General features: G+C 54.8%; 23 protein-coding genes. 10 read left to right on the forward strand and 13 right to left on the reverse strand.

Annotated elements, in window-relative coordinates:
- Positions 1-72: 72 nt before the first annotated feature.
- Positions 73-180: a small membrane protein YniD gene (gene yniD / locus P346_RS23110; RefSeq protein ID WP_008500658.1), complete on the forward strand. Its 108-nt coding sequence runs from the start codon at positions 73-75 to the stop codon at positions 178-180.
- Positions 181-260: 80 nt separating this feature from the next.
- On the opposite strand, the gene P346_RS17430 is transcribed toward yniD, so the two are convergent.
- Complete coding sequence (locus P346_RS17430) at positions 261-1,019, reverse strand: DUF481 domain-containing protein (protein ID WP_032657861.1); 759 nt, start codon at positions 1,017-1,019, stop codon at positions 261-263.
- Positions 1,020-1,314: 295 nt separating this feature from the next.
- Here P346_RS17430 and pfkB point away from each other — a divergent pair, with 295 nt between their 5' ends.
- The 3 genes from pfkB (at position 1,315) to P346_RS17415 (ending at position 3,610) form a co-directional block, all read left to right on the forward strand.
- Entirely contained in the window at positions 1,315-2,247 is a 933-nt protein-coding gene (pfkB, locus tag P346_RS17425) for a 6-phosphofructokinase II (protein ID WP_032657864.1), read from the forward strand.
- Between the two features lie 106 nt (positions 2,248-2,353).
- The gene (ghoS, locus tag P346_RS17420; protein WP_032657867.1) at positions 2,354-2,644 is read left to right on the forward strand and encodes a type V toxin-antitoxin system endoribonuclease antitoxin GhoS; all 291 of its coding nucleotides are present in this window, start codon (positions 2,354-2,356) and stop codon (positions 2,642-2,644) included.
- Positions 2,645-2,749: 105 nt separating this feature from the next.
- Positions 2,750-3,610: a fructosamine kinase family protein gene (locus tag P346_RS17415; protein ID WP_032657869.1), complete on the forward strand. Its 861-nt coding sequence runs from the start codon at positions 2,750-2,752 to the stop codon at positions 3,608-3,610.
- Between the two features lie 36 nt (positions 3,611-3,646).
- On the opposite strand, the gene P346_RS17410 is transcribed toward P346_RS17415, so the two are convergent.
- Positions 3,647-4,183 carry a YniB family protein gene (locus tag P346_RS17410; protein ID WP_023311291.1) on the reverse strand — a complete coding sequence of 179 codons (537 nt, stop codon included), beginning with the start codon at positions 4,181-4,183 and terminating at the stop codon, positions 3,647-3,649.
- Between the two features lie 148 nt (positions 4,184-4,331).
- Between P346_RS17410 and hxpB the strand changes: the two genes are divergently transcribed.
- The 3 genes from hxpB to P346_RS17395 all read left to right on the forward strand — a co-directional run bounded on the left by hxpB (position 4,332) and on the right by P346_RS17395 (position 7,214).
- Positions 4,332-5,003 (forward strand): hexitol phosphatase HxpB, encoded by a 672-nt coding sequence (gene hxpB, locus P346_RS17405; RefSeq protein ID WP_032657872.1) that lies wholly within the window; start codon positions 4,332-4,334, stop codon positions 5,001-5,003.
- 101 nt (positions 5,004-5,104) lie between these two features.
- Positions 5,105-5,695: a metal-dependent hydrolase gene (locus P346_RS17400; protein WP_014883483.1), complete on the forward strand. Its 591-nt coding sequence runs from the start codon at positions 5,105-5,107 to the stop codon at positions 5,693-5,695.
- A 127-nt stretch (positions 5,696-5,822) separates the two neighbouring features.
- The gene (locus tag P346_RS17395; RefSeq protein ID WP_029740442.1) at positions 5,823-7,214 is read left to right on the forward strand and encodes an L-cystine transporter; all 1,392 of its coding nucleotides are present in this window, start codon (positions 5,823-5,825) and stop codon (positions 7,212-7,214) included.
- Between the two features lie 48 nt (positions 7,215-7,262).
- Here P346_RS17395 and cedA read toward each other — a convergent pair whose 3' ends face one another.
- Positions 7,263-7,655: a cell division activator CedA gene (cedA, locus tag P346_RS0121460; protein ID WP_309136789.1), complete on the reverse strand. Its 393-nt coding sequence runs from the start codon at positions 7,653-7,655 to the stop codon at positions 7,263-7,265.
- A gap of 50 nt (positions 7,656-7,705) precedes the next feature.
- Between cedA and katE the strand changes: the two genes are divergently transcribed.
- Positions 7,706-9,955, forward strand: a complete 2,250-nt coding sequence (katE, locus tag P346_RS17390; RefSeq protein ID WP_032657874.1) for a catalase HPII — start codon at positions 7,706-7,708, stop codon at positions 9,953-9,955.
- 95 nt (positions 9,956-10,050) lie between these two features.
- Here the strand turns inward: katE and chbG are convergent, their stop codons facing one another.
- From chbG to osmE, 7 genes are all read right to left on the reverse strand, one after another.
- Complete coding sequence (chbG, locus tag P346_RS17385; RefSeq protein ID WP_032657877.1) at positions 10,051-10,800, reverse strand: chitin disaccharide deacetylase; 750 nt, start codon at positions 10,798-10,800, stop codon at positions 10,051-10,053.
- A gap of 11 nt (positions 10,801-10,811) precedes the next feature.
- Positions 10,812-12,167, reverse strand: coding sequence for a 6-phospho-beta-glucosidase (locus tag P346_RS17380; protein WP_029740445.1), 1,356 nt, complete (start codon positions 12,165-12,167; stop codon positions 10,812-10,814).
- 109 nt (positions 12,168-12,276) lie between these two features.
- The gene (gene chbR / locus P346_RS17375; protein ID WP_071789366.1) at positions 12,277-13,119 is read right to left on the reverse strand and encodes a transcriptional regulator ChbR; all 843 of its coding nucleotides are present in this window, start codon (positions 13,117-13,119) and stop codon (positions 12,277-12,279) included.
- A gap of 5 nt (positions 13,120-13,124) precedes the next feature.
- Positions 13,125-13,472 (reverse strand): PTS N,N'-diacetylchitobiose transporter subunit IIA, encoded by a 348-nt coding sequence (gene chbA, locus P346_RS17370; protein ID WP_023311284.1) that lies wholly within the window; start codon positions 13,470-13,472, stop codon positions 13,125-13,127.
- Positions 13,473-13,519: 47 nt separating this feature from the next.
- Positions 13,520-14,878, reverse strand: coding sequence for a PTS N,N'-diacetylchitobiose transporter subunit IIC (gene chbC, locus P346_RS17365; protein WP_032657878.1), 1,359 nt, complete (start codon positions 14,876-14,878; stop codon positions 13,520-13,522).
- Between the two features lie 79 nt (positions 14,879-14,957).
- Entirely contained in the window at positions 14,958-15,275 is a 318-nt protein-coding gene (gene chbB / locus P346_RS17360) for a PTS N,N'-diacetylchitobiose transporter subunit IIB (RefSeq protein ID WP_008500676.1), read from the reverse strand.
- A gap of 281 nt (positions 15,276-15,556) precedes the next feature.
- Positions 15,557-15,901: an osmotically-inducible lipoprotein OsmE gene (gene osmE / locus P346_RS17355; RefSeq protein ID WP_032657880.1), complete on the reverse strand. Its 345-nt coding sequence runs from the start codon at positions 15,899-15,901 to the stop codon at positions 15,557-15,559.
- A 232-nt stretch (positions 15,902-16,133) separates the two neighbouring features.
- Between osmE and nadE the strand changes: the two genes are divergently transcribed.
- Together nadE and cho are read left to right on the forward strand one after the other, a co-directional pair.
- Complete coding sequence (nadE, locus tag P346_RS17350) at positions 16,134-16,961, forward strand: ammonia-dependent NAD(+) synthetase (protein WP_023311282.1); 828 nt, start codon at positions 16,134-16,136, stop codon at positions 16,959-16,961.
- Positions 16,962-17,094: 133 nt separating this feature from the next.
- Entirely contained in the window at positions 17,095-17,985 is an 891-nt protein-coding gene (gene cho / locus P346_RS17345; RefSeq protein WP_208399391.1) for an excinuclease Cho, read from the forward strand.
- On the opposite strand, the gene ves is transcribed toward cho, so the two are convergent.
- From ves to astE, 3 genes are all read right to left on the reverse strand, one after another.
- Positions 17,963-18,520 (reverse strand): environmental stress-induced protein Ves, encoded by a 558-nt coding sequence (ves, locus tag P346_RS17340; protein ID WP_032657886.1) that lies wholly within the window; start codon positions 18,518-18,520, stop codon positions 17,963-17,965. The two genes, cho and ves, sit on opposite strands and share 23 nt — an antisense overlap.
- A gap of 297 nt (positions 18,521-18,817) precedes the next feature.
- Positions 18,818-19,312 carry an ATP-independent periplasmic protein-refolding chaperone Spy gene (gene spy / locus P346_RS17335; RefSeq protein ID WP_023311279.1) on the reverse strand — a complete coding sequence of 165 codons (495 nt, stop codon included), beginning with the start codon at positions 19,310-19,312 and terminating at the stop codon, positions 18,818-18,820.
- Between the two features lie 337 nt (positions 19,313-19,649).
- Positions 19,650-20,615, reverse strand: a complete 966-nt coding sequence (gene astE, locus P346_RS17330) for a succinylglutamate desuccinylase (RefSeq protein WP_032657888.1) — start codon at positions 20,613-20,615, stop codon at positions 19,650-19,652.

Consider the following 20,615-nt stretch of genomic DNA (forward strand, 5'->3'; position numbering starts at 1 on the left):
ATCGATACTGAGAAGGGGCATATTTCGGCCCTGTTTGGTAGACTGTGGGTATCAACCAACAAGGATTAGGTTATGCCAACAAAACGATTTGCCGTAAAACACTGGAAAATGGTGCTGGTGCTGATTGCCATCTGCGGCGCAATGCTGCTACTCCGTTGGGCGGCAATGATTTGGGGCTAGGGGCGAAGACGGGTCATCAGAAGGGACGTCAAAAAACCGCAGACAATAAGCGGGCCGACATTATCATCGGCCCGCTTTTATTACATTCTATAACCCAGTGATACCGTGGTTCTGCGGTCGGTATGATCCGGCGCAGATTCTGGTGGTGAAGAGTTCCAGGTCAGGTTGTAGGCCACTTTCAGACCAAAGTGTTCGTTGATTGCCACGTTCAGCGCCGTCTCAGAGTTCAGCGTCGTGTCGTCGGCACCAAATACAGAAACACCCTGGGTAAATTTGGTGTTGTCAGTCATCTGCCAGGCATAGGTACCGGAAGCGTAACCGAGCGGTTGGGTTTTGGTATCGCCATTGGTGTACTCGTCATAACGCACACCCGGACCGAATTCAAAACGGAGGCTGTGTACCGGACCGTTCAGGAACTGGCGACCATAACCGGCGGTGAACACATCGCGCTGGCGATAACCGTTGTAACGGTCGGTTAACCAGCTTGCCTGTCCAAACAGGTAGTCATAGTCGGTCATGTTGTAACGGCTACGTCCGCCTACCGCATATTTCTCGGAAGAACGTTCGTCATTAGCGGAAGTGTTGCTGGCATTACCCCACAGAGACCAGGCGGTGGTGTTGCCGTACCAGGTGAGCGTACTGTCCGCCGTCAGAGAAGAGCTTTTCGTGTTACCGGATTGTGCCAGGTACCCGGCGTTCAGGTTACCTTCAAACGGTTTTTTCGCGGTGGAAGGATCGTCCATGACAGTAAAAACGGTATCATCAGCGGTCGCGTTCATAGCCGCAAACACGCCACCCGCCAGCATCAGTGCAGCGGGCACTGTCTTTAAAAGCTTCATTTTATTAAGGAGTCCGTACAACAAAAAAAGAGACCACACGGTCCCGGAATCTTTCTTGAGGATCAATGACAAGGCGTCCAGAGAAAGGTAACAAATTATAAAAAGCCGCAAATAACATAGCAATGTTTTCTTATTTCATTTTTTGAATAAGAACGATCTCAAAAAGCGTTTTATTTTATATACCCCCCGCCTCACTTTTTGTCAGTATTCATATTTAAAATCATACTGTTATTTACATTGCCTTCCTGACAAATGGTGCCAGGCTAATAAGAACCCATGCTAAAAGGAGGTAATGATGGTTTCTATTTATACTCTGACGCTCTCCCCTTCCCTGGATTCCGCCACCCTGACGCCGCAGATTTACCCGGAAGGTAAATTGCGCTGTAGCGCCCCGGTCTTTGAGCCCGGCGGCGGGGGGATCAACGTAGCGCGCGCCATTACACACCTCGGCGGCAAAGCCACGGCAATTTTTCCCGCAGGCGGTGCCACCGGCGAACACCTGGTCTCTCTACTGGCCGATGAACACGTGGCCGTTGAAACCGTTGAGGCCAAAGACTGGACGCGGCAAAACCTGCATGTCCACGTGGGATCCAGCGGCGAACAGTACCGGTTTGTCATGCCGGGCGCGAAACTCAGCGATGACGAGTTTCGTCAGCTTGAAGAGAAAGTGCTGACGATAGAAAGCGGCGCGCTGCTGGTGATAAGCGGCAGCCTGCCGCCCGGCGTCAGCACGGAAAAATTAACGGCGCTGATTCAGGCGGTACAACAGCGCGGCATCCGCTGCATTGTCGACAGCAGCGGCGATGCCCTGCAGGCGGCGCTGGTGCCGGGCAATCTGGAGCTGGTCAAACCCAACCAGAAAGAGTTAAGCGCGCTGGTCAACCGTGAACTGACGCAGCCTGATGATGTTCGCACCGCCGCGCAGGAGCTGGTGCGCAGCGGCAAAGCGCGGCGCGTAGTCGTATCCCTTGGCCCTCAGGGGGCGCTGGCAGTTGATGAATCATCGTCCGTTCAGGTTGTCCCACCGCCGATGAAGAGCCAAAGCACGGTTGGCGCTGGCGATAGCATGGTGGGTGCGATGACGCTAAAACTGGCGCAGGGCGCGTCTCTGCTCGAAATGACACGCTACGGCGTGGCGGCGGGTAGTGCCGCAACCATCAACCAGGGCACACGTCTCTGTTCGCTTGCCGATACGCAAAAAATCGTCGATTACCTGTCCCGAAATTAACCCCTGTTCCCCTTCGTCTTTACGGAGGGGAATGTCGTCTCTGAGTCGCCAAACGCAAACTATCGACTATGCTAAGAAAACTTCCATGATAACAATGAGGTGAATTATGAGCAGTGGTGACATCACACGCTACGTCGTGACCATCAACCTTCATGAAGCATCGCTAACCGAGCTGAATGAGCTCAACAATGCTTTCACCCGGGCTAATTTTCTCCTCACCATGACGGATGACGAGGGCAACATTCATGATTTAGGCACCCTGACATTTGGTCTGATCGGCGCCCTGAGCCAGGAAGAGGTTCATGCGCTGGCCACCAGTCTGGTGGAGAGCGTGACCGACAAGCCTGCCGAAATCGATGTGGATACCTGGGAAAGCTGGCGGAAAAAAGAACAATAAGTGCGCTGTATGAATTTAAACCGCTCAGGTGTGCGTTAGTTCGTATTTTTTTACCGCAGTTATGCGCTAACTTTATGATCTGGCAGACAACATGGGAGAGACAACATGTGGCAGGCTATCAGTCATCTTTTACGTGAGCAGCTGGGTGAAGGTGAAATTGAACTGCGTAACGAACTGCCAGGCGGTGAGATCCACGCCGCGTGGCATTTACGCTACGCAGGGCGCGATCTTTTCGTTAAGTGCGATGAGCGAGAGCTGCTTTCGATATTTACCGCCGAAGCCGACCAGCTGGAGCTGTTGTCGCGCAGTAAAACGGTGACGGTCCCGCAGGTTCTGGCCGTGGGGAGCGACCGCGACTACAGCTTCCTGGTGATGGAATATCTCCCCGCCCGCCCGCTGGATGCCCATAATGCGTTCATCCTCGGCCAACAGCTAGCGCGGCTGCATCAATGGAGCGACCAGCCGCAGTTTGGTCTCGACTTTGACAACGACCTCTCCACCACGCCACAGCCCAATGCCTGGCAGCGTCGCTGGTCGACATTTTTTGCCGAGCAGCGCATTGGCTGGCAGCTAGAGCTGGCCGCCGAGAAAGGGCTGGAATTTGGCAATATTGATGCCATCGTTGAGCACGTTCAACAGCGTCTGGCATCCCACCAGCCTCAGGCGTCGCTGCTTCACGGCGATTTGTGGTCCAATAACTGCGCGCTGGGTCCCAACGGCCCCTATATCTTTGACCCGGCCTGCTACTGGGGTGACAGAGAGTGCGATCTTGCCATGCTGCCGCTTCATCCAGAGCAGCCGCCGCAGATATACGACGGATATCAGTCTGTTTCCCCCCTGCCGCCCGGTTTCCTCGACCGCCAGCCGGTGTATCAGCTTTATACGCTGATGAACCGAGCCATTCTTTTTGGCGGCGAACACCTTGTTAACGCGCAGCGGGCACTCGATCGTATGCTTGCCGCCTGAGTAGAGAACGGGTGGCCTTGCCGCCACCCTTATCGCTTACAGAAAACCGAGCAGTGAGAAGAAGAAGTATCCCGCCACAATAATGATTACGGGAAGGATATAGAGCGGGAAAATTTGCAGGAAAATGGTGTGACGCGGCACAACGATGCGGGATTCAATCTGCTCCCGACTCATTCCTTCCGGGCCTTTGGCCTGCTCCAGAATCAACTGATCCTCAACGCCTTCGCGTAAAAAGCGCGTCTGGCGACTCATTCTCGCGCCAGAGGCCTGCAGTGCCAGCGCGACAAAGATCAGGGCATATATCACCCAAAAGCCGATATTCAGCTGTTGATGAAAATCCGGGGTGGGTGAGTTAAACCAGAAGACATTCAAAAATGGCGTATTAAAACGCATCATCTCAATCATGACATGAGCGAAATCAAGCATTACCGCATTGATACCCGGCTGTTTTTCGCTGTGATCGTACATAAATTTGAGTACAGAAATCAGCGTAGAAATGACGGCAGGAATAAAAATTACCCAGCCAGCAATGCGTTTTAAGACCGCGATGCGTCCAGCTTGTTGATACGTCATCAGTTCCTCTTCATAAAGACGCGTTATTTGTGCCTAAGTCTACCTGCTGGTCATCAATTTCGCCCGCTCTTTAAAAGCAATATGCTAAATTGCAGATTGTGCTTAGCACGTATCGTCTGTCGAACACCCTGGATAAGGAGACGTTGTGATGTCGACACCGCGCCAAATTCTTGCCGCAATTTTTGACATGGATGGATTACTGATCGATTCCGAACCGCTGTGGGATCGCGCCGAACTGGATGTGATGGCCAGCCTGGGCGTGGATATCAGCCGCCGTAATGAACTTCCCGATACGCTGGGCCTGCGCATCGATATGGTGGTTGACCTGTGGTTTGCCCAACAGCCGTGGGTAGGTCCCAATCGCGATGAGGTGACCGCACGCATTATCAGCCGCGCCATTTCTCTGGTGGAAGAGAACAGGCCTCTGCTGCCCGGCGTACGCGAGGCCGTTGCGCTCTGTAAAGCCCAGGGGCTGAAGGTTGGCCTGGCCTCGGCTTCACCGCTGCATATGCTGGAAAAAGTGCTCACGATGTTTGAACTGCGCGACAGTTTCGACGCGCTGGCGTCCGCTGAAAAATTGCCTTACAGCAAGCCGCACCCGCAGGTCTATCTGGACTGCGCCGCAAAGCTGGGCCTGGATCCCCTCAACTGCGTTGCGCTGGAAGATTCCGTTAACGGTATGGTGGCGTCGAAGGCTGCGCGGATGCGCTCCATTGTGGTGCCCGCTGAAGAAGGCCGTCACGATCCCCGGTTTGCGCTTGCCGACGTGAAGCTTAATTCACTGGCGGAACTTACGGTGCATCATCTGCAGGGCGGTTAACGCCCTCCTCCGTCTTGTGACAAACAGTTACACCGTCACCTCTTCCGCCTACTGTATAAAAACCCTATACTGTATGAATTGACAGTTTTGTGGGTTTTATCATGACGGCGGAAGGCCACCTGCTTTTTTCTATTGCGTGCGCAGTATTTGCCAAAAACGCTGAACTCACCCCCGTGCTGGCACAGGGGGACTGGTGGCATATTGTCCCTTCCGCCGTATTGACCTGTCTGCTGCCCGACATTGACCATCCTAAATCCTTTCTCGGACAACGCCTGAAGTGGGTGTCGAAACCCATCGCCCGCGCGTTCGGACACCGGGGGTTTACGCACAGCCTGCTGGCCGTGTTTGGCCTGCTGACGCTTTTCTATTTAAAGGTGCCCGAAAGCTGGATCGTCCCCGCCGATGCCATCCAGGGGATGGTGCTGGGCTATTTAAGCCATATTCTCGCCGATATGCTGACGCCTGCGGGCGTGCCGCTGCTTTGGCCCTGCCGCTGGCGTTTCCGCTTTCCCATCCTCGCCCCGCAGAAAGGTAACCAGCTTGAGCGCGTATTGTGCATGGCGCTGTTTGCTTACGCCGTCTGGATGCCGCAAACATTGCCCGAAAACAGTGCAGTTCGCTGGTCATCCCAGATGATTAATTCGCTGCAATTTCAGTTTAATCGCTTTATTCATCACCAGATTGAACAGTAAACCGACAAAGTTATCCCATTTGTCATAAACCATTCCATTTGGATATAAGCGCTACATCACACTTCTGCTAACCTTCCACCAACAGGATCGGTAAAAACCGACCCAATAATAAATCAGGAGAACGGGGATGAATTTTCCACTCATCGCGAACGTCGTTGTGTTCGTTGTATTGCTATTGCTTCTCGCGCAGGCGCGCCACAAACAGTGGAGCCTGGCGAAAAAAGTGCTGGTTGGTCTGGCCATGGGTGTCGTATTTGGTCTGGCATTACAGGCAATTTATGGCTCCGATAATCCAGTTCTGAAAGACTCTATTCAGTGGTTCAACATCGTCGGTAACGGCTATGTTCAGCTGCTGCAGATGATCGTTATGCCGCTGGTGTTCGCCTCTATTCTGAGCGCCGTGGCCCGCCTGCATAACGCCACTCAGCTGGGAAAAATCAGCTTCCTGACCATTGGTACGCTGCTGTTCACCACGCTGATTGCTGCGCTGGTAGGTGTGCTGGTCACCAACCTGTTTGGCCTGACCGCAGAAGGTCTGGTTCAGGGTACCGCTGAAACGGCGCGTCTTACCGCGATTCAAACCAACTACGTGGGTAAAGTGGCTGACCTGACCGTGCCGCAGATGGTGCTCTCCTTCATTCCGAAGAACCCGTTTGCTGACCTGACCGGTGCGAGCCCAACCTCGATCATCAGCGTGGTTATTTTCGCCGCGTTTCTGGGCGTAGCGGCGCTGAAGCTGCTGAAAGACGACGCGCCTAAAGGCGAACGCGTGCTGACCGCGATTGACACCCTGCAAAGCTGGGTGATGAAGCTGGTGCGTCTGGTGATGCAGCTGACGCCTTACGGCGTGCTGGCGCTGATGACCAAAGTGGTTGCCGGCTCTAACCTGCAGGACATCATTAAGCTGGGCAGCTTCGTTGTCGCCTCTTATCTGGGCCTGGGCATTATGTTCGTGGTGCACGGCATCCTGCTGGGCGTGAACGGCGTCAGCCCGCTGAAATACTTCCGTAAAGTCTGGCCGGTACTGACCTTTGCCTTCACCAGCCGTTCCAGCGCCGCGTCTATTCCGCTGAACGTTGAAGCGCAAACCCGTCGTCTGGGCGTGCCTGAATCCATCGCCAGCTTCTCTGCCTCCTTTGGTGCCACCATTGGTCAGAACGGCTGTGCGGGCCTGTACCCGGCGATGCTGGCCGTGATGGTCGCCCCGACGGTGGGAATCAACCCGCTGGATCCGGTTTGGATCGCCACGCTGGTCGGGATTGTTACCATAAGCTCCGCAGGCGTTGCGGGTGTTGGCGGTGGCGCAACCTTCGCTGCGCTGATTGTGCTGCCTGCGCTGGGCCTGCCCGTGACGCTGGTCGCGCTGCTGATCTCCGTTGAGCCGCTGATCGACATGGGTCGTACCGCGCTGAACGTGAGCGGCTCCATGACCGCCGGTACGCTGACCAGCCAGTGGCTGAAGCAGACCGACAAAGCGATTCTGGAAAGTGAAGACGACGCCGAGCTGGCGCACCGTTAATCACTTTAGAAATAAAAAAACCGCCTGATGGCGGTTTTTTTATGGCTGTTATTCTTCAACCTCTTCATCCTGGCGGATCTGCATCGCCCACCGCTGCGCTGACTCCGGCACGGTAAAGGTGGGCGAGCGGCGGAAATGTTCGCCGATCAGCACGAAGGCCACGTATTTCCCCCGAAGCTGCCAGACATCGCGAAAACCCTCCACTTTCAGGGCATGGTCAGGCGGCGCGGGCTCAACGCGGGGCACATAGCTAATAACCTGGCGGTTTTGTTGACGAAGAGGTTTCATAAGCGACTGGTTCACTAAAGCAAATTCTTGAAGCAGGAAAATTCTATGATAGCCGATCCTGCTGCCTTCCGTCGCGCTCCGAGTGGGTGGGATGGCTCCTTTCGTTAATGACGGCATGTGAAAACTCTTAGTTCGCGAGCCATCTCGCGACATTGTTCTATCCTTAATAGGGTTTTTAGCAATGGATAAAGGAGAAGCGTGCAATGTCGAACAAAGATAAAACTCATCAATCACCGATTCATGGCACTGAGGAATCTCAACCGGGTATGGACTCTCTCGCCCCTGCTGACGGCTCTCACCGCCCCTCACCTGGCCCTTCCGCGCCGGGCGAACAGCCTACCGCACCGGGAAGCATTAAATCACCGGACGCGGAAAACGAGAAGCTGAAATCGCTTGAGCCACACCGTAAAGGCGGCGAAGGTTTTGCGCTCACCACCAATCAGGGCGTGCGCATTGCTGACGATCAGAACTCCCTTCGCGCAGGCGCGCGCGGGCCAACCCTGCTGGAAGACTTTATCCTGCGGGAAAAAATCACCCACTTCGACCATGAGCGAATTCCGGAACGCATCGTTCACGCGCGCGGTTCCGCTGCGCACGGCTACTTCCAGCCATACAAGAGCCTGAAAGCGATCACCAAAGCGGACTTCCTCTCCGACCCGGACAAAATCACTCCGGTATTTGTGCGCTTCTCCACCGTACAGGGCGGCGCCGGTTCGGCTGATACGGTTCGAGATATTCGCGGCTTTGCCACCAAGTTTTATACCGAAGAGGGTATTTTCGATCTGGTGGGCAATAACACCCCGGTGTTCTTCATTCAGGATGCGCATAAATTTCCTGACTTTGTCCATGCGGTAAAACCGGAGCCCCACTGGGCCATACCGCAGGGACAAAGCGCGCACGACACTTTCTGGGACTACGTCTCCCTGCAGCCTGAAACCTTACACAACGTGATGTGGGCGATGTCAGACCGCGGCATTCCGCGCAGCTATCGCACCATGGAAGGGTTTGGCATCCACACCTTCCGTCTGATCAACGCCGAGGGTAAAGCCACGTTTGTGCGCTTCCACTGGAAGCCGGTGGCGGGTAAAGCCTCGCTGGTATGGGACGAGGCGCAGAAGCTGACCGGGCGCGATCCGGACTTCCATCGCCGCGAGCTGTGGGAGTCCATTGAAGCGGGCGATTTCCCGGAGTACGAGCTGGGCCTGCAGCTCATTCCGGAAGAGGACGAATTTAAGTTCGATTTCGACCTGCTTGACCCGACGAAGCTGATTCCGGAAGAGCTGGTGCCGGTACAGCTGGTGGGTAAAATGGTGCTTAACCGCAACCCGGATAACTTCTTTGCCGAAAACGAGCAGGTTGCGTTCCACCCTGGGCATATCGTACCGGGGCTGGACTTCACCAACGATCCGCTCCTGCAGGGACGTTTGTTCTCGTACACCGATACGCAGATCAGCCGCCTGGGCGGGCCGAACTTCCACGAAATTCCGATTAACCGCCCAACCTGCCCGTACCACAATTTCCAGCGCGACGGGATGCACCGTCAGGATATTGATACCAACCCGGCGAACTATGAGCCGAACTCGATCAACGATAACTGGCCGCGCGAAACGCCGCCTGCGCCGAAACGCGGTGGATTCGAATCGTACCAGGAGCGTGTCGACGGCAATAAAATTCGCGAGCGCAGCCCGTCGTTCGGTGAGTATTACGCCCACCCTCGCCTGTTCTGGAACAGCCAGACGCCGATTGAGCAGCAGCACATTATCGGCGGCTTCAGCTTTGAGCTGAGTAAAGTGGTGCGTACCTACATCCGCGAGCGGGTGGTCGATCAGCTGGCGCGCATTGATATTCAGCTCGCCCAGAGCGTTGCGGATAACCTGGGCATTACGCTGACCGACGAGCAGCGCAACCTTGCTCCGCCGAAAGAGGTTAACGGCGTGAAGAAAGATCCGTCGCTGAGCCTGTATGCCGTGCCGGGTGGCTCGATTAAAGGCCGCGTGGTCGCCATTCTGCTGAACGACAAAACCCGCGCCAGCGACGTGCTGGGGATTATGCAGGCGCTGAAAACCCAGGGCGTGCATGCGAAACTGCTTTATTCCCGCATGGGGGAAGTGACCGCCGATGACGGCTCCGTGCTGCCGGTGGCGGCGACCTTTGCCGGGGCGCCGTCGCTGACCGTTGATGCGGTGATCGTGCCGTGCGGGGATATTGACAGCCTGCTGAGCAACGGTGACGCCGTGTATTATCTGCTGGAAGCCTACAAGCACCTGAAACCGATCGCGCTGTCCGGCGACGCGCGACGGTTTAAGGCGCAGCTGAAGGTGGCCGATCAGGGTGAGGACGGCATCGTCGAGGGAGACAACGTTGACGATGCGTTCATGACGAAGCTGTTTGATTTGCTCGCCGCGCACCGCGTCTGGTCACGCAGCAGTAAAATTGACCAGATACCGGCGTAAAAAAAGCCGGGTGGCGCTTGCGCTTACCCGGCCTACATTTCGATTGGTTTTGTAGTTCGTAGGCCGGGTAAGGCGAAGCCGCCACCCGGCAACTCTTACAGCTCCCTGAACGTCCCCAACCGATACCCGCGCTCGGCAATCGCATACTTCAGCGACGCCGACGTCAGCACGTCCAGCTCCGCCAGGCGCGGCCAGCAGTAGGCGCTTTTCCGCACGGTATTATCGACAAAAGCAGGATGCGCCATGACCTCCAGCGACTTTTCCCCCCGCGCGGCGGAATCATCCAGCACCTTCAGGAACAGCGCTTCGTCGATCTTGTCACCGTAAAATGCGCTGCTGAACCCCTCTGTGGTGGTCACGGCGCAGTCGGGCACGCCGCGCGCCTCCCTGTCCACGCGCATCGCCACGCCGTTACGCTGCGCAAACTCCGCGACAATCGGGAAAATTGCCGGGATCATATGCACGTGGTGATGGCTGTCGATGTGCGTCGGCGCCTTACCAAACACATCAATAAAGCGGTTGAACTGACGCTCCAGCTCGCCGGCAATCTCTTCGAGCGGCAGAGCGCCCTGCTCCGCCTGTTCCCAAATCCATTTGCCCAGCTGGCCATCGCGCGTCAGGCCCGGCATTGGCGAAAGCGGCATCCCGAGCGTCAGCACAAAATGCATGCCGACGCCGAGCTCCGGCACCTCGCGGCTCAGCTGCGCCGCGTGTTCAACCGCCTCACCATTCACCAGTGCCGTGGTAGAGGTCACAACACCCCGGCGACAAGCTTCAATAATGCCGTAGTTCTGGCCTTTCGAGAGGGCAAAATCATCAGCATTAACGATCAGCAGGTTTTCCATTGTGCGTCCTCTTAGTGATGTTTGAACTTCAGCTTCTCGATAGTGGCGGCAAAGTTCGGCAACCATTTTTCATGCGCCAGGATCATCTCGCTGGCCAGCTGCTCCGCATCGCGGTCGGAATGCACCAGCGGGCTGAGGTTCAGCGCCAGCAGCACGTCATTGAGCTCGCCGCTCAGCGCCGCATTGCTTGCCGCCACTTCAAAGCCTTTGATGGTGTGGATCAGGCCCATGACCTTATCATCGAAGTGGGTGATGCGTGGATGCGGTTTAGCGCCATCGCGTCCCAGGATGCAGGTCATCTCAACCGCCCAGTCCGCCGGGATATTGTCGATATGGCCGTGGTGCGGCACGTTGACATAGTGCTCCGCCTGCTTGTCGTTGTAGATGGCGTTAATCACCTCGCACGCCGCATCGGAGTAGTAGGCCCCGCCGCGCTGCTCCAGCTCTTTCGGTTTAACGTTCAGGTTCGGATCTTTATACAAATCGAACAGCTGCTTCTCGACTTTCTGAACGATCTGCGCGCGCGCGCCGCCCTTATAGTACTCGCCCATTTCGATGGCCAGCATCTCTTTCTGCTTGAAGTAGTAAAGCAGGTACGAGCACGGCAGCAGATTTAGCGAGCGGATAAGCCCTTCGCTGAACGGCAGGTCAAAGATGTTTTTCACCGATGCCGCCGTCAGGCGACCGGAAGCCACGCCGTCGAGCAGTTCGGCAAATCGCGATTTACCGTTCACGATAACGTCTTTAATGAACACCATATGGTTCAGGCCGAACAGGTCGATAGAGAGATCGTCGCCGTCGGTCAGCGCCAGCACGTCGCGGATAAACATCTTCATGCCAATAGGAATATTGCAGACGCCGATAAAACGCTTGAAATCGGTATGACGATAGACCGCCTCGGTCACCATCCCGGCCGGGTTAGTGAAGTTAATCACCCACGCGTTCGGGCAGATCTCCTGCACATCTTTGACGATGTCGAAAATCACCGGGATGGTACGCAGGCCTTTGAACAGGCCGCCCGCGCCGTTAGTTTCCTGCCCGAGATAGCCGTGGCTCAGCGGAATACGCTCGTCCAGCTCGCGCGCCTTCAGCTGGCCAACGCGCAGCTGGGTGGTGACAAAATCCGCATCTTTCAGCGCCAGACGACGGTCCAGGGTTTTATGCACGGTCAGAGGCACGCCCGCTTTCTCCACCATGCGCTTGCACAGGTCGAAAATAATATTCAGCTTTTCCTGACCTTCCTCAACGTCTACCAGCCATAATTCGCTGACCGGTAATTCATGGTAACGTTTCAGAAAACCTTCAAGTAATTCCGGGGTATAGCTGCTGCCGCCACCAATGGTTACGACTTTTAATTTCTTCTGCATAATATCTCCCTTAGCGTATCAGGTTAATCGCCTGCAAGGTATAGCGTACTCTTCCCGCTATTTGGGCAAGCCATTAAAGCAATATTTGTGGCGGGTAATCCGCCGAAAGTTAATTAATTACCGTTAAATTCTTCCGGTAACTGTTCGGTGTGAATGAAGTCAATTTCTTAAAGGTCTTAATAAACAGGCTGGGACTGCTGTATCCTGACTCGTACGCAATATCGGTGACAGAGTAGTTGGTAATTTCCAGCTGTTTCTTGGCAAAATTAATGCGGATTTCATTAATAATTTGCACGGGTGTTTTACGATAATAGCGCTGCGTCGCGCGGGTGAGATATTCCTGGGATTTTCCCGACAGTGACACCATATTTTCCAGCGCATTTTCGCTGAACTGGCCTTTATCGTGCATCAGCTCAACGGTGCTGCGCAGCCACTGTGGAATATCATCCGTCACCTGCTGCTCCTCACGATGATGGCGCAGCCGATTCATCACGTAGAAGGTCACCGTTTCAATAAACTCATCAAATTCATTGTCGCGGAAGTTAAGCGAGGCGATAACCGTTTCAATCCAGGTCATGAACTCGTTTTTGACCCGATAGACCTGGGAGGCCACAAAGCAGAACGGCACCAGCGGCAGATAGTGCTTCTCAAAGAAGCGTCTGCTGACGCCCACATTCAGAATACGGGTGGCACCAAATTCGTAAAAGCTCTGGTGATAAGACCCCATCGGCAGGAAGACAAAATCCCCTCGCTCAAGCAGGACGCGCTTACCGTTGATCTCCTGGTAGTAGCGGCCGGTCAGAACAATCGTGAATTCGTAGTAGTCATGCTGGTGCAGACCGCTGGCGCTCTCCGTCTTGTTGTAAATAACCACGTGAAAATTTTTGCCGTTAAACAGCTGCTGCTCAAGTGCGGTTTTAATTTCCATCGTGCTGACCTCCTGCTGCGAAATCCGACTCAGTGCATTTTCTCGTGAAGCTCGATGAGCTCAGCAACCAGCTCACGCGCCAGCATCGAGGTCATCAGGTGATCCTGCGCGTGGACCAGCACCAGGCTGACCTTCATCTTCCCTTCGCCCTGATCGCCTTCAATCAGCTTTGTCTGCACCAGGTGCGCTTCGTTTAGCGCCGTGCGGGACTGGTCCATCATGGTTTTCGCCGCGGCGAAATCTCCCTGCTTGGCCTGCTTCAGTGCGGCATAGGCCAGGCTGCGGGCCTGTCCGGAGTTGATGATAAGCCCCATCACCACTTCTTCGAGATCGTTCTCGACGGCTTCGTCTGCGACAATACTATCCAAATCTAACATGTTTAAGCTCCTTGTGGCTGGCGCGGGCTTCCCCGCGCCGGTCAATCTTAGAATTTCAGTGAGAGGGCAATATCCTCTTCGCTCTCTTCTTCATCAATAATGGTGGCGGCTTTGTTGGCAATCGCCACGAACGGCATGTACAGCAGGGTGGCAACCCCGAGGTTGAATATCGCCAGCAGGAAGGCCGCGACGCTACCGTTGGTGTTGAAGAAGGCGCCCAGGCCCGCCGGCATGGTCCACGGCGCAATGTTGGTGACCGGTGGAATGATGCCCATGTAATACGCCGTCAGGGTGATCGCGGCCAGCAGCGGCTGAATCAGGATGAACGGAATGAACATTACCGGGTTCATGATGATTGGCAGACCGAACAGAATCGGTTCGTTAATCTGGAAGATGCCTGATGGCAGCGCCAGCTTCGCGACCTGACGGTAGTCAGCACGACGAGAGACAATAAAGACCGCGATGATCAGACCCAAGGTCGCCCCGGTACCGCCCAGGAAGATATAGGAGTCAAGCATCGGCTTCGCCCACACATGGAAGGTTTTACCCGCTGCCAGCGCCGCGTCAACGGAGCCGTACTGCTGGTAAAGCGCAACGTTTTCCAGTGCCCAGGGGGTCATAATCCCGCTGTCCAGCGCGGCCAGTGCCAGTGAACCATGCACGCCAAAGAACCACAGCAGAGAGGTGAAAATCACATACGCCCAACCGACCACGCCACCCATCGACGCCAGCGGCGTAGAGATAGAGTCCATGATGATCTGGTGGAAGTTTGTGCCCCAGTGGGAGAGCGCCCAGGCGATAATCCCCATGATGGAGAGAATAATGAAGCCTGGAATCAACGCGGAAAATGAACGAGAAACGGAAGCCGGTACGCTATCCGGCAGGCGGATAACCCAGTTGCGACGGATAATAAAGGTGAACATTTCTGCCACCACCAGGCCGATAACAATACCGGAGATGATGTTGGCCCCACCCAGCCAGTTGGCGCCCACGGCATAGGCTTCACCCACGCTGTATGGCGTTACGGTCATAAAGGCGGCGACGGATAATAACCCGGCAGCCAGCGGATCCACTTTACGCTCTTCTGCCAGTGCCATCCCAATAAAGAAAGGCGCCATCAGCGACATAATCCCTAACGTACCGTTATAGACGTTGCCGCCAATGGCTTTAAAACCATTAAGGGTTTCAATAGTGGAAGCGTCTAACCGAATTCCTAATGAATAAAAGAAGGAACCTTCACCAAAGCTCAGAAAAACGTTGTTAATTAAAACGAACATGGCCCCGGCCAGCGTCAACGGCATTAATTTAATAAAACCGTTTTTGATGGCATTAACGTGAGGCTGCTTTCCTATTTTAACAGCAAAAGGAAGGAGTACCTTTTCAAGTGAAGCGATGACTTTACTCATAGGAAAATACCCTTAAATGCCGTAACGCATGTTACGGCGTATTGTGTGTGAAATAACTCTTTGACGGGAAAAATAAAAATTAATTAGCAGCTTTTTTAATGGCTGCCACAGCAGCTTTAAGAACACCTAAACCATCAATCTTGCCGTACAGCCCCGAGTCGATCACTTCGACCGGTTTATTCGGTAACAGTCGTTGAATTTCGGGCAACATATAGGCAATTTGCGGCCCCAGTAAAACAACATCGGCTGTCTGGCCTTTTTCGCCCGCCAGCGTCTCTGGAAACGCTTCAATCACCACAGGGACTTCATACTTTTCAGCCTGCGCACGCATCTTTGACACCAGAAGCGACGTTGACATGCCCGCTGAGCAGAACAGGTAGATATGTTTCTTTTCCATCGTGATTTCCCTCTTGTATGACTACCTGCCATCGCGCTATCACTCGACTCGCTGTCCCGGCAGACAGGTAGCTTGCGTACTGTTGTTTATCGTTGGAGTGAGTATACGCAATGGTACAGACAGGGGATAATTCTGGATAGACTCAAATTGTCTCTCATTGACCTGGCTTGTTGACTCCCTTCACATTTCGGGCAAATAATTCGCGCAAAGAAATAAGATTTTCTGATGCATAAAAAAACCGGCCCATAGGCCGGTTTGTTAACATCCTCAGGCAAGCAGGGTTACTGCGCCTTAGGTGCCTGCGGATCGGTGTCGTATTCAGCACAGGTCTGATAGCCGGAGTTGATTACATGACCGGTATCATCCAGGGCGACGAAGTAGGTTTCTGCCTTACCATCACGTTGACCCAGGATATAGGTCTGGCAGGTCCCTTTCGCATGAATCATGGTCACTTCAGAAGAAGGTCTACCGGCAATCGCAGCCACCTGCGAACGGGTCATGCCTTTTTTGACGTCTTTTACTACGGGCTGCGTAAACTGATCCTTGGTGCGATCGTAAGCCGTACACCCTGCCAGCATAGCCAGTACCGCCGCTGCGCTAAGAATTCCTGCTACGTTCTTGTTCATATTCCGTCCTCTTGTTTATCAGCGTGTTATCTAAGCATGGGATAAAAAGTACTATTGTTCAACTTTGTGAGTTACGCCAGACGAATTTCGGAAAATTCTAATAAAACAACGATAACCTGCTAAATCGGCGCAAATTAGCGCACTCGAAACTGTGATCCTTGTCGTTTCTCGCCCAAAGGGTTAGTTTTAACAGCTAACACATTCTGTTTATGTACTGCATATGGAGGGCGTGATGGCTCTGCAACAAGAGATTATTCAGGCACTGGGCGCGAAGCCTACGGTAGATGCACACGAAGAGATCCGCCGCAGCGTGGATTTTTTAAAATCGTACTTAAAAAAGAACGCGTTCCTGAAATCCCTGGTGCTGGGCATCAGCGGCGGCCAGGACTCTACCCTGACCGGTAAACTCTGCCAGATGGCGATTTCAGAGCTTCGCGAAGAGACGGGCGATGAGAAACTGCAGTTTATCGCGGTGCGTCTTCCTTATGGCGTACAGGCGGACGAGCAGGATTGCCAGGATGCCATTGCCTTCATTCAGCCTGACCGCGTGCTCACCGTGAATATTAAGGGCTCGGTGCTGGCAAGCGAGCAGGCGCTTCGCGAAGCGGGCATCGAGCTGAGCGATTTTGTTCGCGGCAACGAGAAAGCCCGCGAGCGCATGAAAGCGCAGTACAGCATCGCCGGGATGACCAAAGGCGTCGTCGTCGGCACCGACCATGCGGCAGAAGCGATCACCGGTTTCTTCACCAAATACGGCGACGGCGGCACCGACATTAACCCGATCTTTCGTCTCAACAAGCGTCAGGGTAAGCAGCTGCTGGCCGCGCTGGGCTGTCCTGAGCATCTTTATAAGAAAGCGCCGACAGCGGACCTTGAAGACGATCGCCCTTCCCTGCCGGATGAAGCGGCCCTTGGCGTCACCTATGACAACATTGATGATTATCTGGAAGGCAAAAAGCTGGATGAAGGTACCGCGAAAATCATCGAAGGCTGGTATCTGAAAACCGAGCACAAGCGCCACACGCCAATTACGGTGTTTGACGACTTCTGGAAGAAATAGCCAACATTTTTGCCCAGCGGCGCTTCGCTTGCAGGGCCTACGGTTTCGCGCTGTTGTAGGCCGGGTAAGCGCAGCGCCACCCGGCTCTTTTTTAACCAAACCGTCTCTGCTACACTGTATGCCTGAACAGTATATGGAGCAGTATGTGAGCAGGCGTCAATCCGCCCCGCGTCTTGAGTTTGAAGCGGCGGCTATCTACGAATATCCCGAGCACCTTCGCCCCTGGCTTGAGGCACTGCCTAAACAGCCGGGCGTGTACATCTTTCACGGTGAAAGCGACACCCTGCCGCTCTATATCGGCAAGAGCGTTAACATTCGCAGCCGGGTGTTATCCCATCTTCGTACGCCGGACGAGGCCGCCATGCTGCGCCAGTCGCGACGCATTACCTGGTTCCAGACGGCGGGAGAAATGGGCGCGCTGCTGCTGGAGGCGCGGTTGATAAAAGAACAACAGCCGCTGTTCAATAAGCGCCTGCGCCGCAACCGTCAGCTCTGCTCCCTGCAGATAAACAATGGCAAGCCGCAGGTCGTCTACGCGCGCGACGTCGATTTTTCTCATGCCCCGAATCTCTATGGGCTGTTCGCCAATAAACGCGCCGCGCTCCAGGCGCTGCAGACGCTGGCGGACGATTTACAGCTTTGCTACAGCCTTTTAGGTCTGGAGGCAACCACCCGCGGACGCGCCTGTTTTCGATCCGCGCTGAAGCGCTGCGCCGGTGCGTGCTGCGGGAAAGAGAGCGTTGAGGCGCATCACGCCCGGCTTCTCACCGGTCTGGCGGCCATCAGCGTGAACTGCTGGCCCTGGGAAAGCGCCGTTGCGCTAAAAGAAGTGGGCGAGGCAATGACCCAGTATCACATTGTCAACAACTGGCTCTGGCTGGGCGCTGTCGACGACATCAACGACGCGGCAACCCTGCTGCGCACGCCCGCCGGATTTGACCACGATGGCTATAAAATTCTCTGTAAACCGGTCCTGGCCGGGAAGTTTGAGATCATTGTGCTCAATGACCCGGCAGCCACGTGATTTCGCTGAACAATAAGGTACCCTGAGCCTCCAGCAGACGCAGCGTATGGGTACCCTCCTCCCAGCTGGCACCCTGATCGGCCGTCAGCAGTTTATCGCCCAGCTGCCACGCCCCGCTTAATACGAACACCACCCCGCCGCGCGAGCCAAAGGTGGTAAAGGTTCGGTCAGCAACGCGCACCTTCGCCCGGCAGCAGTCGCGCCGGGTCATGACGTTAAAGTCCATCGCCATCCGCCCATCACAAAGCAGCGCTTTCACCGGCAGATCGCCGGCAAAACTGTAGGGCTGATGATGCTTGAGGGTATGGGAAAACGCCTGACCCGCGTCCAGCGTCACCTCTCCCCCTTCCAGCAAGGTAATCACCCGGTCAACACCGGGAAACGAGGAGAATTCACCGTTGCTGGCAATCGTCGCGATACTGGCACGCCAGTGAAAATCGCGCGTCGCGGGAGGGAAGCAGCAAATCTCACGCGTTTCGCCAGCACCATTGCGCCAGAGGCTGACCGGCATCTTACGGATATCAAAGAACTCCATCACCACTCCTGAATGGCACAACCCGTGCCAGGGCAAGGATATCGCTATCGTTGCTGTCTTGTTTGTTATCGTTGGGTATTCACAGAAACAGTATCGGCAGCAGAGCGGGCAGGCCTTAGCGGAACGTTAATAAAAATTCTAACGCCATGACTCTGCAAACATTCTCTGAAGCGACTACAGGAGGATACCGCGCTGGCGGCGGCAGGCAAGAGGGCAGGAAAGAAAAACCGCCGGTCCTGTCCACAGCGGTTGCGCTTTTGTGGACAGGATCCCGGCGGTCTTAAGAGTGTGAACCGATTATTCGGTTGGTGCTGGCATTTTACCTTCCATCGCCGGACGTTCTGTCAGACGCTTCTCAAAATTCGCATTAAATTGTTTTTTCTGTTCCGGGGTCAGAATGTTGTAGATCTTGTTCTGGGTTTCCATGTGAGCCAGCATGCGGGCTTTGTGCTGCTCGGCCATTTTGTCGATCTGCGCTTCGGCTTTCGCCTTATCGAAGCTGTCGCTGGCGATGATGTCATGCATCGCACGGCGCTCTTCAAGTGGAGGACGTTTCATCTGGTCGCGTTCACCTTTTCTGATGTCGCGGATCTGCTGCTTCTGCGCATCCGTCAGGTTGAGATCCTTAAACATCATCATCTCGTTGTGCATACCCGGACCTTTATGATGCATCATCATTTTGCCTTCAGCAGGCGCGGCAGTCGTAGTGGTCGCAGTATCTGCGGCGAACGCCATGCTGGTAGCGCCCAGAGCCAGGGTAGAAGCAACAAACAGTGCAGTAAACTTACGCATAATTTATTTCCTTTCTTTCAGTTATTCTTCGGCGCTATGCCGTGTTGACGAGATTAACTTTACGGGGTTTATCGTCAATTTGTCAGAGCAACGGTAAAACAATGAAAGTGTAAAAAACAAATTTTCGCCAAATGTGGAGGAAATAAGGATAAAGCGTGGAGAGTTGCAACCAAAAATATTCAATGCGATGATTTTAAAGAGATTTAGCAGAAGTATAGCGAAGTGAAGATCAATAATAAAGCAATTCACCAGGAATATTCTGCAAAACAAGCGCAAGCGCTTTAATCGTTAAGAAAAGTATTTACTTCCCCCTCCCGGATGATGAGAGGGGAAAGGTTCAGGATATTTTTTCCAGCATCAGCCCGGCCCGCAGGCCAAACGCGACGGTGGGGTTAGGGAATAAAACATACTCGGTGTTTTTCTGCACCTCGTAACGTTCCTCGCCATCCTCAGCCAGAAGCGCCCCTTTGCGAAACGGGGTGAAGTTGAGGGTGTGTGCGGCCATGTGGAGCAGGAAGGCATCGCTGCGGCGCGTGATCTGCTGTACGACACGATACCGCTCAACGGGCTGATGCGCGTGCTCGGGAGCCTTTCCTCCCAGCAGCGCCCGAAGGGCGAGATGCGTAGGCGCAAAGCGGGTCAGATCGTTCTGGCCGAACGGCAGCGCTTTTCCCAGCTCCAGCGTGCAGGCCAGCGCAGCGAAACGTTCACAGGTGAAATGGGTAAACGTTCCGCCCGGCGACTGGTGAAATACCAGCGCCTCCAGCCCGGCGTCACCCAGCCAGCTCAGGAACGCTTCATCCCACGGCTGACTGCGCTGCGGCAGAACGCCGAAGCGAACGTGGTAGGACGCGCGGATTGCCGTATGCAGATCCAGATGCCAGCGCGCCGGCCCCGCGGCGGCAAAAAACGCGGTCACGACGTTCTCCAGCCACTCGGCCCGCGCCGTTTCATCGCTCTGCGGAAACTGCGACCAGCGGCCGCCGAACATGCGGTTAATGTCGCTCACCAGATACCGTTTGTTTTGCGCCAGCGCAGGGGGATTGCCGAGTACCACCAGCACGCGGCACTTCAGGGCGATCTCATTGCGGTACAGCGCACGCAGCAGCAGATCAACAATCTCAACGGGTGCGGTTTCATTCCCGTGGATACCCGTTGAAAGCAGCAGCGACAGATCGCTTTTTACGGTCGGCGTCAGTTCAAGCACCCCGCGCCCCAGCCACCGCCAGCGAAATGAGGGGCCGTCCCCCTCTTTCTGTTCCGGCGTCTCATCGGCCAGGGTCAGCGCCAGTAAATTTTCCAT

It is taken from the genome of Enterobacter sp. DC1 (genome assembly GCF_000568075.1).
GTDB lineage: Bacteria > Pseudomonadota > Gammaproteobacteria > Enterobacterales > Enterobacteriaceae > Enterobacter > Enterobacter asburiae.